Raw genomic sequence first — 18,789 nt, 5'->3', positions numbered from 1 at the left:
ATATATGCACGCACCAACGCTTTTGTTTGAATATTCCTTCCTGTAAATAAATATTTCTCCTGCGTCTGATCATAGTGTGAAAACCAGTTTTCAAAGTGATTCATTTTTGTGTAGTAAATCAAACAATGCAATTATGATCTCATGGACTACTTACGCGATGTGGCTTGGCTTAGGGCTGGTAATTTATTATGCCGTTGTGGTTTTCTTTTTCAAGGCAAAAGGCAGTTCGATTTTACGGATTAAAAGAAAAGCTGTCGAAAAGAAAGCAGTGGATGATGTTTTGTTCAAAGGTAAGCCAACTGTACAGGAAAGCAACGATGTGTCTACGATGGCTCCTGTGCATTCACTGGTGGACGAGTTACAAGCGTTGGTTAATCAGGCGGGAAAAGAAAAGATGGAGAAAGATGAGCTGTCGGATCGCCTAAAAACGCTGCTGAACAAATATCCCGGAACAAAAGGTAGTATCTATCAGAATGGTATTACCAACCTAATCGAAGTAATCGCGGAAGATCAATGCGGTATTCATTTCAGTGCGGAGGAATTAAGTGCTATGTGGGATGAATAAGTACCGTAAAGGAAACACTCGTCAGCACCGGTGTGCAGGAAAACCAAGTGCGTAGGGAACGGTGCGGAGTGTTTCTTTTTAAATAGTTGTTGTTGTAGTGTATTCGGCCCTGCCGTTACCTGATAGTGTTGGATGGTTAGTGAAATCGGGTCAGGTAGCGCGTAGGGCCTTTTATTGTCCTTACTTTTTTGATAACAATAAAAGCGAAGTGTGTATGAAAATGAAGTTGTTGCTAAATCGCTTAAAAGTGCGTTCACTGCAAGCCTCCATGCTGACAGTGGTTTCATTAATGCTTACTGTCTGTGCATATGCGCAGGACGGTAAAGCGGGGATTCAGGAGGCGAATACCAAAGTGCGTGGATATTTCGATGTGGGGTGTGATTTAATGTATGCTGTAGGCGCAATTCTCGGCTTGATCGGTGCAGTACGGGTTTATCAGAAATGGTCATCAGGCCATCCGGACACGGGTTCGACTGCGGCAGCATGGTTCGGCAGTTGTGTTTTCCTCGTAATCGTAGCCACTGTGCTGCGCTCCTTCTTTGGATTATAAATTATGTGATGTATGGCAAATAGTGTATACAGGATTAACAAAGGGGTGAACAACTCCATAGAGTTTAAAGGCTTGAAGGCGCAATACATCTGGTACTTAGGTGGAGGTTTAGTAATCGCGCTATTACTATTTGCCATACTCTATCTCGTTGGGGTCAATTCTTACTTCTGCATTGTCCTGGTGGCAGGTCTTACCATTTTTCTATTTACGAAGGTGTATAAACTAAGTAACAAATATGGAGAGCATGGAATGATGAAGAAGATCGCCAGCAGAGGTATTCCGAAGGTTGTAAAGAGCAATGACCGGCACATCTTCAAAAAGGAACACCGGTAAACATTGAGAAAGGGTTTATGATTTTGAAGCATTTAAAGATTTGTGAAGATGGAAAAGTGGCTAAAGAATATTTTCCCGATTGCAGATATAGAGCATAACTGCATATTAAGTAAACAAGGTGATATAACAATCGCCTACCGGGTTGATTTGCCGGAGATTTTCACCGGACATGCAGAGGATTTTGAGGGATGGCATCAGGGGCTTATAAAAGCTATTAAACTGTTGCCCAAAAATACCGTGTTTCATAAACAAGATTGGTTTGTGAAAAACCGCTATAAAGGCGAGTTTTCAGATGCAGATAGCTTTCTGAAAAAACGTAGTCAGGAGTACTTTAATAACAGGCCGTTTCTTGACCATCAGTGTTACATCATGCTAACAAAAAGGTCGTTGGCCCGCAAAGGATCTACGTCCTTAATGTCAAACCTTATCAGACCCAATATTGTACCTGAGCAAACATTAAGCGCAGTAGCATTACAGGAATTTGAAGATGTAGCAGGTCAGTTTCAAAAAGTTTTGTCAGATGTTGGCATCATCCTGCATCGAATGGGTAATGATGAATTACTAAGTCATGATAGACGCGCCGGACTGGTTGAAAAATACCTTTACCTGCTGGATAAGGAAGATGAGTTATTAGTACAGGATATTGAGTTACGAGATCAGTTGAGAGTTGGTAATAAAGATTGCCAGTTATTTACATTATCAGGCAATGATAGTTTACCGAGTGTTTGCGGTTCACGAATCAACTATGACAAGTATAGTACCGACCGGACAAAGTTTTCCATTGGATTTGCTTCGCACCTGGGCTTATTGTTGCCTTGCAATCATATTTACAATCAGTACATCATCATCGATGATGCTCAACAGACGCTAAAGAAATTTGAGAGTAAGAGATTGCGCTTGCAATCACTGGCTGCATATAGCAGAGAGAACGCGATCAGCCGCGATGCTGTCAATGAATTTCTGAATGAAAGTATCAGCCAGCAGCGCCTTCCCGTCAAGGCCCACTTCAATGTTTTGGCATGGTCGGAATCGGCGGAAGAAGCAAAGGATATTCGCAATTTGGTTACGTCTGCGTTAGCGCAGATGGACGCCATTGCAAAACAAGAAACAATAGGTGCAGCCCAAATATTTTGGAGTGGTATTCCCGGTAACTCTGCTGATTTCCCAGCAAATGACACCTTTGATACGTTTGCTGAACAGGCATGTTGTTTTCTGAACCTTGAAAGTAATTATCGTTCGGATAACCCACAGGAAAGTATACGCTTCTGTGACCGATTGACCGGTAAACCTGTATTCGTAGATCCGTACACAGCGCCGCGTATGAAGGGGATTAGCTCGAATATGGGTACGCTGGTTTGCGGTACATCGGGCGGAGGTAAAAGCATGACCGTAAATCACATGCTAAATTCCATGTACGAACAGGGTGCGCATTGTGTGATCCTCGACATTGGTGGTAGTTATCGTGGGCTTTGTGATCTTGTTGGCGGTTATTATTTTACCTATACGGAACAGAACCCTATCCGTTTTAATCCCTTTTATATCCCGGAGGGCCAGGTACTTGATACCGAAAAGAAGGAAAGCCTGAAATCTTTGCTCGTTGCGCTGTGGAAGCAGGAAAGTGAATCCTTTAACCGCTCTGAATATGTGGCCCTCTCCAATGCACTGACAGGGTATTATAAATATCTCTCTGAAAATCCTACAGCCTTCCCCTGCTTCAATACTTTCTACGAATACCTACAGAACTTTTTCATTGATGAATTGAAACTACATCGGCTCAAAGATCGTGACTTCGATATTGACAATTTCCTGTATGTACTACGGCCATTTTATCGTGGAGGCGAGTTTGATTACCTGTTGAATGCAGAAGGTAAGCAGGACTTGTTAAATCAGCGATTCACGGTCATAGAAATGGACAATATTAAGGAGCACCCCGTACTTTTTAGCGTTGTGACCCTGATTTGTATGGAACTTTTTATCTCTAAGGTGCGTAAGCTGGCAGGAATAAGAAAAGTTTTTGTAATCGATGAAGCGTGGAAAGCCATCGCAAAGCCATCTATGGCGGAGTTTACTAAGTACGGATTTAAAACATTCAGAAAGTTCAATGGCGTTCCCATTGTCATCACGCAAGAATTAGACGATCTGATTTCTTCCCCCATCATCAAGGACGCAATAATAGCCAACGCAGATGTAAAGATTCTCATGGATATGCGAAAGTTCATGAACAAGTTTGATCATCTGCAAGCTGCACTGGGCTTATCAGAAAAAGCTAAATCCATCCTTCTCAGTGTGAATAAAGACAACCGGGAAATATTCATGGAGATAGGCGGTCAGGTTGCTAAGGTTTATAAAAATGACTTATGCCCACATGAGTACTACGCTTTTACTACGGAGGGGAAGGAAAGGGTAAAGGTATTGGAGTACGCGGAAAGTTTGGGTAGCATGGAAAAAGCGATTGAGCAAATGGTGGCAGATAGAAAAAAATTATGTAACCCATAATCTCAAAGTGTATGAACAAGGTTTTTGTGACGGTGATGCTTTGTTTTTGCCTGGTGCTTGCACCGACAAAGAAAAGCCACGCGATTATCTGGGAAGTTGCAAGGCAGGCGCTCATTGCTGCAATTAAAGCCGCCGATCTTGCTGTACAACGTTTGCAAAATAAAACCATATGGTTGCAAAATGCTCAAAAGGAGGTAGAGAATATTCTAACAAAATTGAAACTCGATGAAATTTCGGACTGGACTAAAAAGCACAAAGAGCAATACCAGCAATATTTTGATGAACTCAATAAAGTAAAGCAGGCTATCAGCGGATATAAACGAGTAAAAGAGATTATCAACAAACAAGTGGCTATCGTGGACGAGTATAATGCTGCTTTCAAACTTTTCAAAAAGGACAAACATTTCAACGCTCAGGAGATTGATTACATGACGAAAGTTTATACCGGCATTATTGACGAAAGTTTGAAGAATGTCGATAATCTATTCCTTGTCATTAATTCTTTCAGTACCAAAATGACCGATGGTAAAAGAATCGAAATCCTCAATGGTGTTGCAAAACGTATTGATCTAAACCTAAACGACTTGCGCTCGTTCAATAATGAAAATAAGAAGTTGGTATTGCAACGAGCGAGGGATCAAAAGGACGTTGAGCAGATAAAAATGATGTACGGATTAAAATAGTGTGTTATGAAACTTCTGATAATTTTTTGCTCGGTTCTGTTTCTGCACCTGCCTGTTTTTTCTCAGGGCAACCAGATCAAGGTTTACATCCAGCAGATAGCAGCTAACAAGGTTTATTTAGAATACCTACAGAAAGGTTATAAGATCGCCCGTCAAGGTTTAACGTTTATCGGTAATGTAAAGGACGGTCACTTTAGCCTTGACAAAAACTTTTTTCTTTCGCTAGAAACTATAAACCCGAAAATCCGCAATTATACGCGCATCGCTGAGATTATCAGCAGTAGTCTTGAAATATCAAGGGACTTTACCGCAGTATTAAAACACATGCGAGAGAGTAATCTATTCGCTGGATCTGAGGTTTCTTACGTAGGGGACATTAGAATCAGAATGCTCACAAGCTGCGAGAATATGTTATCTGACCTCGTGCCGTTGATTACTTCCGGGAAGATGGAACTGAGCGACGATGAGCGTATCAAACGAATAGATACCATCTATGCTGATATGCAAGATTGTTATCTGTTCACAAAGTCCTTTTGTTCCTCTACAAAAGTGCAGGTGCTACAGCGACAGCAGGAAATGCGAGATGTAAAGACAATGCGAAAAGTAACAGAATAAAATTGGTGTCTATGAAAAAGTGCAGGAAGTGGTTCTGTTTTTATTTATGTAGTTTATTTTTTTTGTTCTTGGCCGCACCTGGTCAAAGCAATGCGCAGGCAAAAGAACTGGCGCAACTCGCTCTCAATATCGAAAAATTGGCGCAATTCAAACAAATTCTTTCTGATCTCAAAAAGGGTTATGAAATTTTATCGGGCGGCTATAATACAATCAAAAATATCAGTCAGGGAAATTTTCAATTACACAAAGTTTTTTTGGATGGATTAATGGAAGTAAACCCGGCAATTAAGAAATATAGCCGCGTCGCCGATATAGTTAATAATCAGGTTTTGCTGGTGAAGGAGTATAAGAGGGCATTCCAGTATGCAAAAGAATCAGGCAGTTTTACGATAGAGGAAATTGAGTATATGGGGAGAGTGTATGGGCGGCTGTTCGATGCTTCACTTCAAAATCTGGATGACTTGGTAACTGTTATCACAGCAAGTAATCTTAGAATGTCAGATGAGGAACGGTTGAATGCAATTGATAAGATACACGCTGAGGTGTTGGATAAGTTGACATTTTTAAGGCACTTCAATTCTTCCAATACTGTTATGGCTATTCAGCGTATGAAAGAACTGAAGGAAGTGGAGCGCATGAGAAGTATGGAGGGGTTGAAATAACTATCATTTTAAAATCGTGGGATATGAATGTGCGGTTGAAAGCTGTGTTGGCTGGTTTTCTATTTCTCTTTTTCCCTTGTTTTCTCTTTGCACAATCGGGAGGCGCAGCGGATGATATAAAAAGTCTGCATGTAGTGTTGGCTGAACTGTATAACAAGTTGATGCCACTGTGTGCTGAACTAATAGGTGTTGGACGCGGGATCGCTGGGTTTGCTGCTCTATGGTATATAGCCGCACGAGTATGGGGGCATTTATCACGGGCGGAACCTATTGATTTTTATCCGCTGTTTAGGCCATTCATTATTGGCTTTGCTATTCTCATATTTCCGTCTGTTATTACAATGATCAATGGGGTTATGCAACCCACTGTTACAGGAACGGCAAAGATGGTTGATAAGGCTGATGAATCTGTGGCTGCACTGTTAAAACAAAAAGAAGAAGCGATCAAGAAAACAGATGTATGGCAGATGTATGTTGGCCCAACTGGTGAAGGTGACCGGGAACAGTGGTATAAATACACGCATGATGGAAAGCCCAGTACAGATGAAGGTTTCTTTGCTAGTGTGGGCAACGATATACGATTCGCTTTTGCAAAGGCGTCATACAATTTTAGAAATGCGATAAAGGAAGTTATTGCGGAAGTTTTACAGCTTTTGTTTGCAGCTGTTTCATTGTGTATTAATACCATGCGCACGTTCAATTTAATCATTTTGGCAATATTGGGGCCATTGGTTTTTGGATTGTCGGTTTTCGATGGATTTCAGCATACGCTTAAACATTGGTTGGCAAGGTATATAAACGTATTTCTCTGGTTGCCGATTGCGCAGATTTTTGGAGCCGTGATAGCGACTATTCAGGCTGAGATGTTGAAGATTGACCTTACGCAAATTGGTCAAACCGGGGACACCTTTTTTAGCAGAACAGATTTGGGCTATATGGTTTTTTTGATAATAGGAATTTACGGATATACCACTATTCCTAATATCGCCAATCATATCATGTTTGTTGGTGGGGATGCGCTGACGGGCAAAATGACTGCTGCAATTGGAGGTGTTGCCGGTGCTGCTGGTGGCGCTGCAATGGGAGCTGCTGGAATGGCGGGAAAAGCTGCCGGGGCCGCCGCTGATGGGTTTGGCGATCTGATGTTTGCCGATAATAATTCTGTGGAAGCAGGTTTGAGGAACCTTTATAATGCGCCGGATAATATCAAAGATGGATATAATTCTGGCAGTACTGGTAAAGGATTGGCTGCTGATGCAGGTCGTGCCTACGGGCATATGGCTAACAAGTTGAAAGGAGGTGATACCTCGTGAGTAAATAGGCGTGGCGGGTGATTGATGAAACAATGTGTTGAATGAAAAGTGAAAGTGTATGTTTCAAAAAATGAAAAGTATTCAGGGTGCCTTTGCGCATGTGCGGATTTTCACCCTTGTTATAGTGCTGTTGTCTTTTTCTTTGTCAGCGTTTACCATTTATAAATCTATGTTGCTGGCATCAAAAACACAGGATAGAATTTATGTCCTGGCTAATGGTAAAGTACTGGAAGCATTTGCCAGTGAAAAGAAAGACAATATCCCTGTAGAAGCGCGGGATCATGTCAAAATGTTTCACTACTATTTCTTCACACTAGATCCCGATGAAACTGTCATTAAGAACAATATCGTCCGTGCCTTATATATGGCTGATGCTTCTGCGAAAAGGCAGTATGAAAATCTAAAGGAAAGCGGATACTATAACAATGTGATCTCAGGAAATATTTCACAGAAAATCGAAGTAGATAGTGTTTCTGTGAATGTGGATCAGTACCCATATTATTTCAGGTGCTATGCCCACCAGCGAATCATAAGAGCAACAAGTATAGTGATAAGAAGCCTTACTACCGAAGGGTATATACGAAATATCAGTCGTAGTGACAATAATTCACATGGATTTTTAATAGAAAGATGGTCTACGTTGGAAAATCGGGATATAAATACTACGGAACGTTAAACTGTTTTCTTATGTGGAAATTATTTAGACGGAAGTCAAATCGTATTACTGTTGTAGAGGCTCTTTCACAACGTTTCTCCGGGAAGGCGGAACATCTGCAAAGAAGATGGGCTGATTGGCTGAATGCGAAGGCGGCTAACTGGTCATCATTTAAGGTAAAGGTGATATTGGTGGTATTTATTTTCAGCTATGTAACTGTTACCGCTTTGGTGCTGATAAACGCAGGTAAATCCGCAGATAGCCATGTTCGCATCCGGCCAATATTGATACCCAAGAATGTTTTGCCATCAGACAATCACAGTAACACGCCAGCATCGCTATATGTGACTGAAAGAATGAAGCAATTTCGGAGATACCTAGATAGTTTGAAAAGCGATAAAATCGGAATGGGAGTTTATGATAGTCTGCTGGTTGCTAGGCCCGGTCTTATAGACAGCCTTTATCAAATGGAAGAATTAGATAACAATAAAAAATAGTTTATGAAAAATGATGAAAGTGCAGTTAATGAAAAGCTGCGAAAACAACGGCAGTTTTTGATGGTAATGCCCGTTTTGGTGATTCCATTTTTGACTATCCTATTATCATCTTTCGGTGTGATTGGAGGTAAAGGCAAGGGCATCGTTACAGTTGTCAAAAAGGATGGCATCAATACGGACTTGCCGGGGGCTAAGGCATCCGGTGATAGTAGCTGGAATAAATTGATGTACTACGAGATGGCGGATAAAGATTCAGCGAAGTTGCGCACGTTGAAGGAGAAAGACCCCTATTACGCCACTCCATCAGTATATGAGAATATTTTTAGTGGTGACACATCAGGAATCGGATATGTGGGAGGTGATCAGCAGAAGAAAAGCCTTTATGGAATTTCAGGTAAAGATGAGAACGAGGAAAAAGTGTACCGGAAGATCGCCGCAATCAACAGCGAACTTGAAAGGAGTGCGACTAAAGAACCAGCACCTATGCCAACCGCGGAAATTCCGCGGGGAAATGTGGATTTGCAAGGTGTAGATAGATTGGAAGCTATGATGAAGGAAATGAGTGAAGATAAACCGGATAAACAAATGGAACAGATTTCTGGTGTGCTTGAAAAAATATTAGATATACAACATCCCGGACGTGTTAAAGATCGTTTACAGGAAATGTCAGAATCCAATCGAAGTCAGGTTTTTAGCGTCAAACCTTTACGCGGAAATGATGTGGTGTCCCTTTTGGAAGCAGATACCGGAAGGAGAAACACCTTTTTGGATTCATTAAGGGCGGCGCGATTGGGAACTTCTAATAAGTTCTATTCGTTGGACGATGAAGCCGGTGATGTGAAACAGAATACTGTCCGGGCGGTAATCGCGGAATCCAAAGAGGTAATGGATGGTTCAAAAGTTCAGCTGCGGTTGTTGGAGGATATTTATGTTGCTGGTGTGCTTGTACCTCGAAACGCCTTTGTTTGGGGTAAAGGTAAGTTGACTGATGGCAGATTTGTAATAAACATAACATCAATACAATATGGTAACAATATTCTCCCTGTTGATTTAAGTGTATTTGACATGGATGGAATCCTGGGCGTTGATGTAAATGCAAACATGGCAACGGAAGTTACGAAGCAGACTACAGATCAGGCAATACAAAGTTTAAGTATCGCCAGTCTTGATCCTAGTATTGGTGCGCAGGCCGCCAGTGCAGGTATTCAGGCCGCAAAGTCTTTAGTTGGCAGAAAATTGAAAGTGGTAAAGGTAAATATCCGCAGTGGTTACGATGTGCTTCTTGTGGATAACAACGTGAAAAATCGGTAATAATCAATTAAAAACGAGAATATGAAAAGGTTTTGTGCTACATGGATTGTGAGTTGTATTTTTTTCGTTACTGCTATCGGGCAAGTAACAGACTATCCTGAAATGAGGGCAAAGAAAATTGATCCTTATTTTTTATGGGTGAGCCTTAATCAGACCAGCAATCTCATTTTTCCATACGAAATTAAAAGTGTTGACCGTGGCAGTAGTTCAATCCTCGCTCAGAAAGCAAAGGGTGCCGAAAATGTATTGCAGGTGAAAGCTGCGGCAGTAGATTTTCCTGAAACAAACCTGTCGGTAATTACAGCAGATGGGCGTTTGTATTCTTTCCTGCTAAAGTATGCTAACGAACCTTCGGTGCTGAATTTGCGATTCTATAAAGGTGAAGAAGATGGCAAAGGAGTAATGCTGAAAGGATTTGAGCATGATAAAGAGTTCTACGAAAATTCGAGCCTACAGGTAATGGAACATCGAGGTTTTTTGCGTAAGCGAACTTCTGAACAAAAGGTAAGCCTCTCACTAGGTAGTATAAACATGCGGGAGAATGTTATGTTTTTTAAACTTACCGTTCGGAACAGTTCTCAAATCAGTTATACACCTGACTATATAAAGTTTATTGTTAAGGATAGAAAGAAAGCAAAGAAAACAGCCATTCAGGAAAAAGTGTTGAATCCATTATTCTCTACTAAGCATCCTACCATAGATGGTGATAGTTCCGGCAGCGTTGTTATTGTATTCCCGGCATTTACCATCCCTCGTAATCAGAATTTGTTTATTCAGGTTGGCGAATTGAATGGTGGTAGAACCCTTATTCTGAAACTCAGGCATCGGTATTTATTACGGGCTAGAAGCCTCATATCAGACGTTCCGTTTTTACGTACCTCTGGGACGGGCATTCAATAATTTACTTTTAAACCTGGTGGTGGCTGATTACTGTAGTGGTTAAATATAATATATGGAAGAAAGGCAGTTGGAATTTGTGAAAAATCAGTTTATTAAAATTGGGGCAAAGGAGGCATTCACAGCGGATTTGGTTGAAAAATTGAAAGCGTATGAGCCTTTAATCAAACATGAATACATAAAGGCATTTCCTGATGGAGCCGCCAATGCTGTTTTTCATGTCAAAAGATCTACTACTACGGAAAATTACTTCCTAACCAAGATGGATATGTCAACAATTATAGCAGGGACAAACATTAAGCATGGGAATACATTTTATTTTAATCATCGGAATTACGAACGCGGTGATCAACCAGATAATACCACCTTTTTACAAGCATATAACTTTCTCCAATGTAGGTCGGTATTCTTCCCTAATAATAAAATTTGGGAGCAGGAAGTGCCAAGCCCATCCTATAAACGTGGTTTCTTTTTCGAGGCTTTCGATCAAAGCTATGGTTATGATTTGGGGAAGGTGCTTGACCAGTATTCTTTTTTCAATCCTCATGATAAGCTATCCATTCTGGAATCCTTGCAAGCTGGAAATTTGGAAAAGCAAAAATTCATTACTAGAGATGGTACACAACGTGATTATTTCATTACCCCAGCGATTACATCTGGTAGCCTAGATTTATTTGATGAGAATAGAAAACTGGTGCCGATAAAGGAACAGATTGATCAAGAATTAATTAGTAAGAAACTGGGTAAAAAACTAGAAAGGCAGGAAGCCACAAATCTAAAATTGAACGTTGTACAAAGCACTGATATTGGAAAAGGGAAGTCTATTAAGCAGACAATAATTGAGAAGTTTGCGCCAATTAAAAAGTTACTTAGAAAGGTTAGATAACAGGTGTAAGCCAATATTCAGCCTACGAATGTCACCAGTAAAAAGTTTATTCTATGGAAGGAAATGAAGTTAATATAACGCAAAAACACTTTATGCTCATTGGCATGAAGGAAGCATATAACGATACTCTTATAAAGAAAATGCAGGAAGGGCTTCCCTCTATTGAGCATCCGTATTCTAAAAAATATGATGAAGGAAATAGTGACACTGTTTTTCACTTGAGGAAGTCAGCTACAACTGGTGATTATTTTCTTCATAAGTTCGACATGACTGCTCAGAGAGGTGAGAACGGAGAAACCCGGTCACAAACCTTTTACCTGAATCATAAAAAGGAGGAAGAAGGCCAGAAAGTGAAGGATAATTTTACTTATAAAATGGCATATAACTTCCTGCAAGGTAGACCTGTTCACCATGCTAAAAGTGATTCATGGGAAAGGATAAAGCCAAAGGAGAAATTGCAAAACGGCAATTTCAATTCGGAAAGATTCGATAAAGCCTACGGCTACGATGTAGGAAAGGTAATTGACGAATATTCCGTTGTATACAAATCTTCATTGAAAGAATCGCTGGAACGTGGCAATTTTCAAAAGGAGAAGTTTTTAAATAAAGAAGGGAAGCAGGAGGAATTGTATGTCACCCCTGCTATCCGCTCTGGTAGTTTAATTCTTTACGACCTGGATAAAAAGCTGATTCCTTTGGATCAGCAGATTGAGAAAGGGTATATCAGTCAGGAGTTAGGTGAAAAGTTAAAACAGCGACAGCTTGAACAGCAGCAAAAAGAACAGAAAACGGAACAGCAGGATAATAAGCAAACGAATAACCAAACTAAAGATCAAAAGGAGAAACAGCAGCAGTCTACAAAGAAAGGTCAGAAACAGAAGGATGGTGAGCCAAAGGCCCCAAGAAAGCAGCATAAACAGACAACGGGATGATTTGCTTTGAGAGTTATGTTGGTGATTTTATGGATATAGTAGGTGAAGATCCGAAATTTAGCCCTAAGCACATTAGTTTGATGTTGGCTATTCTTTATTTTTTCCGTAAGCAGGGTGGTATTAATCCGGTACAGGTTTTTTCAATACAACTACGGGATCAAGCTAAAATCCGATCTGAAAGAATCTACTATTACTGTATGAAAGATTTGAAGCAGTGGGGGTATATAAAGATTAACCCCTCCTTTAAGCCTGATGTGGCAAGTCTTATTACGTTGCGGGAGATCGGGAGTAGGGAATAAATGATGGAGTGGGTATTTGCCGGCTCCATCATTTATAACGAAACCCACATTAAGTGATTAATAGCTATTTTACTTTTAATAATTTGGCGTTGATGGCTACTACGATGGTACTGGCACTCATTAAGATAGCACCCATAGCCGGGCTTAACAGGAACGTTGGATACAATACGCCTGCTGCCAGTGGGATAGCCACTACGTTGTAACCCACCGCCCATAGTAAGTTCTGAATCATTTTGCGATAAGTTGCCTTGCCAAAGGCAATCATTTGCACCACATCTTTGGGATCGCTGTTCACCAGTATAATATCGGCGGTTTCTGCTGCCACATCTGTACCGGAGCCAATGGCAATGCCTACATCTGCCTGTGCCAACGCCGGGGCATCATTCACACCATCACCGGTCATAGCAACAATTTCACCTTTATCCTGGAACTCTTTTATTTTACTTTGTTTTTCATGGGGTAATACATTGGCTAAATAACCATCCATGTTCAGCTTTTTGGCCACAGCAGCCGCTACTTTTTCATTGTCACCGGTTAAAAGAAATGATTTAATGTTCATCGATTTTAGATCAGCAATTGCTTCCGCAGCGGTTTCCCTTATACTGTCTGCCAGTGTAATAATACCGACCGGCTCCTTATCTATCAATACAAAATTCACCGTATCTACCGACTGGTCAACTTCCTCCGGTATGGCGGGCATCTCCCTGTTTTCCTGTTTAAAATAATTGGGCCCTGCCGCAACAACACTTTTCCCATTCACTATACCGGTAACACCTACGCCCTGCATATAATTGAAATCCGTAGATTTCCATAGTTCCAGGTTCTTTTCTTTCAGCCTACGCATTACGCCGTGGGCAATATGGTGTTCTGAATTTTGCTGAATGGCCGCAGCATATTGAAGAATATCATCAGCAGAAAACTGCCCATCCAACGGAATGATTTTTTGTACTTCATGAGAGCCTTTGGTGAGCGTACCTGTTTTGTCAAAAATAATGGTGGTGAGGTTTCGCGCATTTTCAAAGGCAGTCCGATTACGAATGAGTAGCCCATGTATGGCAGACAAGGTGGTAGATATAGCCACTACCAGCGGAATAGCCACACCCAAAGCGTGCGGGCAGGAAGTGACCATGACGGTAACCATCCGTTCCAGCGCAAAAGACAACTCCCGCCCCCGTCCCAACCATGTGATAAAAGTAATAACGCCTACACTGATGGATACTATGGTTAACCACATGGCTACCTTGCCAGCCAGGTTCTGCGTTTTGGATTTAGCGCCCTGGGCTGACTGTACCATGTTAATTACTTTGTTGAGGTAGCTGTCATTACCAGCGCCGGTAACCTGTATCTTTAAAACGCCATCACCATTTATGGAACCGCCAATTACTTTAGCCCCCTTCTCTTTCTTTACCGGTACACTCTCTCCCGTAAGCATACTTTCATTGAGATAAGAGCTGCCTTCCTGTATCAAACCATCCGCAGGAACTTTTTCACCGGGTTTTACAACAATTACATTGCTATTCTTTAATTCCTGTAAAGAAATGTCTTTTGTTTCACCATTTCGCTCCACATGCACCACGGCTGGCAATAATGCCACCAGTGATTCCAGCGCACGGGAAGCAGCCATCTGTGATTTCATTTCCAGCCAGTGACCAAGCAGCATAATATCAATCAGGGTGGCCAGCTCCCAAAAGAAGTCCATCCCCTTTAATCCGAATACTATGGCTACGCTGTACACATAGGCCGTGGTAATGGCTACTGCTACCAATGTCATCATGCCGGGGTTTCGGTGTTTTAGTTCCCGTACCAGTCCCATTAGGAAGGGCCAGCCACCATAACCATAAATGAAACTGCTAAATACAAGTAGCACATATTTGTCACCTGCAAAAGATAGTTTAAACCCTATCCACTGCTGTATCATGTGTGACAGCAGCAGAACAGGAATGGTAAGCGCCAGGCACAGCCAGAAACGTTTTAGAAAATCTCCTGTATTATGTCCGGCATGTTCATCATGGTCATGATGCTGATCCTGTTGCTTGTGATGGGTATGTTCCGGCATTGATATAGCAGCATGATCGTGATCAGTATGCTCATGGTGACCTTGGTGATGGTTATGCTGGTTTTCCATGTATGCTGTTTTTATTGTTTAATCACAATGCCGTTAGGCTTTTGGCCTACGACCAGATCTCTTATTTTGGAATGATCAGACACCTTGATAATTGAAACGCTTGCCGCCAATTGATTAGTTACATAAGCTATGCTGCCGTCTTTGGTAAAAGCTACTGCATGAGCGCCTTCGGCAGTATTGAAAACGCCACCATGCATCCATTGGCTCACACTATTGTCCCATGACCAGTAATGTACTTTACCATTATCCGGATCTGTAACCCATAATTCTTTTGCGGCAGCGTTATGTGATGTACTACCTGGCATAAAACCCAAAGGAATAATCTGCACAATGGTATTGGTGGCAACATCAAGTACGCTGATACTTTTGCCTTTCTCATTGTCAACATACATTTTCCCATCATAGCCTACCCAGGCTCCTACAGGATCTTCCCCAACAGGAATGGCAGCAATTACTGCTTTGGTAGCAGGGTTAATAACTGAAACGGTATTATCCCCTCCATTGGCTACATACGCTTTGGAGCCATCGGCAGAAAAGGTAACCTCTGCCGGTTCCATGCCAACAGCAATGGTATTTTTCAAAGTATAGGTTGCTGCATCATATACTAATACCTTTCCATCCATATCCATTTGCGAAGTCCATATTTCTTTGCCATCAGGAGAAAAGGCTGCGTTATGATTGGCTACTGGTACTTCCAGATTTTTCTGAACAATACCCTTAATGCCATCCAGCACCAATATCTTACCTTTCATGCCGGACATATTACCAGAATGTCCTTTACTTAAATCCATACCCGGCACTCCAAGGGCCAGGTGCAGTACATTGCCGGCATTATGTAATGATATATGGTGTGGCCACATCACCATATTATTTCCACTACCCATTAGCTCAATGCTGTCTGTAATTGTATTGGTGGTAAGGTTAATAACAGAAATACTGCTACTTTGACCATTCACCACATAGGCGGCGGGATAGTCAATATTTTTTTCATTCATATTCATGTCATCATTTTTTGACTTGCTGCAGGACATTGCAGTAATTATTCCAAGGCCAATAGCAGCCGTTACAGCCATATAAATAGTGGTTCTCATAATAGTTATGGTTTAAGTAACAATTGATTATAATCTAATAGACGAATGTTATTCCTGCTCCCAATCCCATATCACTGTCAAAATGCGTGGAAAGGTTAAAATATTTAGTTACAATGTACCTGAAACCAAACGCATATTCCCTATCAGTATTCGCTGTAAAATTAAATCGCAAACGCTTTGTTATGCCTATATCTTCCCTTTTCAATTGAAAACGCAATTTGCCCTCACTATCAATGGAGGCATCCGCTACTATTAACATAGGAAGCGTATATTCAACTCCCGCATGAATTACTTGTCTGAAATTTTTAGTATTTGTTTGACCAAATAAATTCTTTTTAGGAGCAAGTAACTGTCCGAACAGGTTTTTTTCAAACGGGTCATCTAATGTGCGCTTACGGAAATCCCAACCAATATAGGGAAATAGCCATTGCATCCTCCCTAAATATCTTCCAAAGTGGCTTTCACTTTCATATCCGTGATGCTGGTTATAACCAATCCGCCATTCAGTTTGCAAACGATACCTTGTATTGGCAAACATGATTTCACCATCACTTCCATTGCTTTCCAAACCAACCCTTGCCATTGGATGAATCATCCTGTCATCAGCAAACAACTTCCGTTGTGCCAGTTTAGGATTGGGTATTTCAGGATTGGGCAGGTTGTTGTCATACCTGAAAACCCGGCCCATGCCACTCATCATGTGGTATAGAATATGGCAATGAAAGAACCAGTCGCCTCCCGGTTCGTTGGCGGCAAATTCTATGGTATCTCTTTCCATCGGCATCATATCTATGATATTTTTCATAGGAGCATAATCGCCCTGTCCGTTCAGCACTCTGAAATCATGGCCATGCAGATGCATAGGATGCCGCATCATGCTGTTATTATATAGGATAAGTCTTACATTTTCTCCCTTTTTAATTAGAATCCTGTCACTTTCCGAAACCACTTTATTATCCAGGCTCCAGACATAGCGATTCATATTCCCGGTAAGAGTGAAATGTAGCTCTCTTAATGGCCCAGGAGGTAAAGTGGTTTTATTGGGGTCGCGGAGCATCTCATAATTCAGAGTTACAATATCCGGCGTTTCCGCTGTCATATTCATTCCCTCCATATTATTGGTCGTATCCTTTTTCTTTCCTTTCCTGAGTTGTTCTTCCCCGGTTACTTCAGGATACATAACGGTATTCATATCCATTATCTGGTTACGCATTTCCATACCCTCCATCGGTATTAAATCACCTTTCATGTCCATCATATCATTCATCATCTTCATACCGGCAAAATATTTGAGCTTTGGCAGTTTTTTTGCAGGTACTTTTTCTCCGCTGCCCAACCATAAAGAAGCTGATTTAGTACGGTCTTCCGGCGTTACCAAAAACTCATAACTCTTATTCTCTGGAATGGTCACTACTACATCATAAGTTTCAGAAACTGCTATAATTAACCTGTCTACTTCTACTGGTTCCACATCGTTGCCATCGCTAGCTACCACCGTTATTTTACCTCCGGCGTAACTAAGCCAGAAATAGGAAGAAGCACCGCCATTGGCTATTCGTAATCTTACCTTGTCGCCAGCTTTAAACTGGGGCTGTTCATTTTGGTTTTTCCCGTTTATCAAAAATTTATCATAATACACATCACTTACATCCATTGCGTTCATGCGTTTCCATTCGTTGGTCACTTTGGTTTTAAAGTGGCCGGTTCGTATGGCTTCCACATAACTTTGGGTGGTTCCTTTTTTTATCGCAAACCAGTCGGTCGCAGCGTGCAGACTACGTTGCACTTCACCCGGCCTCATATCAGTCCAGTCACTTAATACAATGGGGAGCGTAGGAATATCCCATTCTTTTCTTTTGTTCATAATAAAGGCGCCGTACATTCCTATTTGTTCCTGCAAGCCTGAATGACTATGATACCAGTGGGTGCCATGTTGAATGATGGGGAATTTATATAAATACGTTGTGTGTGGCTTGATAGGCATCTGGGTAAGATTGGGCACCCCATCCATTCTATTGGGCAAAAACAAACCATGCCAGTGCACGGCTGTTTCTTCGTTCAAATTATTATGAACATAAATTTCCGCTGTATCTCCTTCCGTAAAGGTAAGCGTGGGCATAGGGATCTGGCCGTTGACCGCAATAGCACGCTTGGATTTACCTGAAAAATTTACAACGGTATCGGCAATGTATAAATCGTATCGGACAGTACGTGGTGGCATTGTGGCTGCAATGGTTTTTATTAGCCCTAAATTAGTCTTTGCTGTTTTTATATTTTCCATGAGTGTGCCATTATCTCCCATTTCCATTCCACTCATTTTTGTACTGTCCATGTTACCCATCTTCCCTGCACTGTCTTTCATTGGCATTTGCATATTATCCTGCTGATGATTGACCGGAAGAGAATTTGTTGTTTTTTCCTTTACCAGTTTCATACCGCATTTAGGGCAATTCCCCGGTTTGGTAGCATGGATTTCGGGATGCATTACGCAAGTGTACGTGGTAGGCTGTGCCGCATTGTTATTTCCCTGCGCAGGCATTTGCATGGTGTTCTTATTACCCATATTCATGGGCATTGGCTTGACCGTATCTTTTGGCATTGCTTTCTCCCTGGATTGAGAAACAGGTACTTTTACGTTTTTTACAACCAGCTTCATACCACATTTTGGGCAGTTGCCAGGCTTATTCATTTGTACCTCCGGGTGCATGACGCAGGTGTATATGATCGATTGCTGCTGCTGTCTGCCCTTTTCCTGTTGCGCCCATGTAAATGATCCAGTCAAAAGCAATAGTGTTACTACTATTATATATTTCATTTCATTTTTTTTCTATTGGCAGCATTGTTTCTTCCTGATGAAAATAGCTTTCACGATCTTCACA

The 18,789-nt window shown here is 41.4% G+C and carries 17 protein-coding genes; 14 read left to right on the top strand and 3 right to left on the bottom strand.

Annotated features, from left to right (window positions below; translation table 11 throughout):
* Positions 1 to 133: 133 nt before the first annotated feature.
* From BUB18_RS04725 to BUB18_RS04660, 14 genes are all read left to right on the top strand, one after another.
* Positions 134 to 565: a hypothetical protein gene (locus BUB18_RS04725; protein ID WP_143159833.1), complete on the top strand. Its 432-nt coding sequence runs from the start codon at positions 134 to 136 to the stop codon at positions 563 to 565.
* Between the two features lie 214 nt (positions 566 to 779).
* Positions 780 to 1,115, top strand: coding sequence for a DUF4134 domain-containing protein (locus BUB18_RS04720; RefSeq protein ID WP_438939904.1), 336 nt, complete (start codon positions 780 to 782; stop codon positions 1,113 to 1,115).
* Positions 1,116 to 1,127: 12 nt separating this feature from the next.
* The gene (locus BUB18_RS04715) at positions 1,128 to 1,448 is read left to right on the top strand and encodes a DUF4133 domain-containing protein (protein WP_073078642.1); all 321 of its coding nucleotides are present in this window, start codon (positions 1,128 to 1,130) and stop codon (positions 1,446 to 1,448) included.
* A 48-nt stretch (positions 1,449 to 1,496) separates the two neighbouring features.
* Positions 1,497 to 3,944, top strand: coding sequence for a TraG family conjugative transposon ATPase (locus tag BUB18_RS04710; RefSeq protein ID WP_073078640.1), 2,448 nt, complete (start codon positions 1,497 to 1,499; stop codon positions 3,942 to 3,944).
* Between the two features lie 11 nt (positions 3,945 to 3,955).
* Complete coding sequence (locus BUB18_RS04705; RefSeq protein ID WP_073078639.1) at positions 3,956 to 4,627, top strand: conjugal transfer protein TraI; 672 nt, start codon at positions 3,956 to 3,958, stop codon at positions 4,625 to 4,627.
* 6 nt (positions 4,628 to 4,633) lie between these two features.
* Positions 4,634 to 5,242 (top strand): hypothetical protein, encoded by a 609-nt coding sequence (locus BUB18_RS04700; protein WP_073078637.1) that lies wholly within the window; start codon positions 4,634 to 4,636, stop codon positions 5,240 to 5,242.
* 11 nt (positions 5,243 to 5,253) lie between these two features.
* On the top strand, positions 5,254 to 5,904 hold the full coding sequence (locus BUB18_RS04695) for a hypothetical protein (protein WP_073078636.1): 651 nt from the start codon (positions 5,254 to 5,256) through the stop codon (positions 5,902 to 5,904).
* A gap of 23 nt (positions 5,905 to 5,927) precedes the next feature.
* Positions 5,928 to 7,217: a conjugative transposon protein TraJ gene (gene traJ / locus BUB18_RS04690; RefSeq protein ID WP_073078634.1), complete on the top strand. Its 1,290-nt coding sequence runs from the start codon at positions 5,928 to 5,930 to the stop codon at positions 7,215 to 7,217.
* A 70-nt stretch (positions 7,218 to 7,287) separates the two neighbouring features.
* Entirely contained in the window at positions 7,288 to 7,893 is a 606-nt protein-coding gene (gene traK / locus BUB18_RS04685) for a conjugative transposon protein TraK (protein ID WP_245805615.1), read from the top strand.
* An 11-nt stretch (positions 7,894 to 7,904) separates the two neighbouring features.
* Positions 7,905 to 8,369, top strand: coding sequence for a hypothetical protein (locus BUB18_RS04680; RefSeq protein WP_073078631.1), 465 nt, complete (start codon positions 7,905 to 7,907; stop codon positions 8,367 to 8,369).
* A 3-nt stretch (positions 8,370 to 8,372) separates the two neighbouring features.
* Positions 8,373 to 9,680 carry a conjugative transposon protein TraM gene (gene traM / locus BUB18_RS04675; protein ID WP_073078629.1) on the top strand — a complete coding sequence of 436 codons (1,308 nt, stop codon included), beginning with the start codon at positions 8,373 to 8,375 and terminating at the stop codon, positions 9,678 to 9,680.
* Between the two features lie 21 nt (positions 9,681 to 9,701).
* On the top strand, positions 9,702 to 10,580 hold the full coding sequence (gene traN / locus BUB18_RS04670) for a conjugative transposon protein TraN (protein ID WP_073078627.1): 879 nt from the start codon (positions 9,702 to 9,704) through the stop codon (positions 10,578 to 10,580).
* Positions 10,581 to 10,632: 52 nt separating this feature from the next.
* On the top strand, positions 10,633 to 11,463 hold the full coding sequence (locus tag BUB18_RS04665) for a hypothetical protein (protein WP_073078625.1): 831 nt from the start codon (positions 10,633 to 10,635) through the stop codon (positions 11,461 to 11,463).
* Positions 11,464 to 11,516: 53 nt separating this feature from the next.
* The gene (locus BUB18_RS04660; RefSeq protein WP_073078623.1) at positions 11,517 to 12,395 is read left to right on the top strand and encodes a hypothetical protein; all 879 of its coding nucleotides are present in this window, start codon (positions 11,517 to 11,519) and stop codon (positions 12,393 to 12,395) included.
* 363 nt (positions 12,396 to 12,758) lie between these two features.
* Here the strand turns inward: BUB18_RS04660 and BUB18_RS04650 are convergent, their stop codons facing one another.
* The 3 genes from BUB18_RS04650 to BUB18_RS04640 are packed head-to-tail and all read right to left on the bottom strand — an operon-like array spanning position 12,759 to position 18,725.
* Entirely contained in the window at positions 12,759 to 14,819 is a 2,061-nt protein-coding gene (locus tag BUB18_RS04650; RefSeq protein ID WP_083549382.1) for a copper-translocating P-type ATPase, read from the bottom strand.
* A gap of 11 nt (positions 14,820 to 14,830) precedes the next feature.
* Positions 14,831 to 15,910 (bottom strand): beta-propeller fold lactonase family protein, encoded by a 1,080-nt coding sequence (locus BUB18_RS04645; protein WP_073078618.1) that lies wholly within the window; start codon positions 15,908 to 15,910, stop codon positions 14,831 to 14,833.
* A gap of 34 nt (positions 15,911 to 15,944) precedes the next feature.
* The gene (locus tag BUB18_RS04640; RefSeq protein ID WP_143159832.1) at positions 15,945 to 18,725 is read right to left on the bottom strand and encodes a multicopper oxidase domain-containing protein; all 2,781 of its coding nucleotides are present in this window, start codon (positions 18,723 to 18,725) and stop codon (positions 15,945 to 15,947) included.
* Positions 18,726 to 18,789: the final 64 nt, after the last annotated feature.

Source organism: Chitinophaga jiangningensis (assembly GCF_900142605.1).
Taxonomy (GTDB): domain Bacteria; phylum Bacteroidota; class Bacteroidia; order Chitinophagales; family Chitinophagaceae; genus Chitinophaga; species Chitinophaga jiangningensis.
The sequence above is the reverse complement of the archived record's forward strand: the minus strand, read 5'-3'. Positions and strand labels throughout refer to the sequence as shown.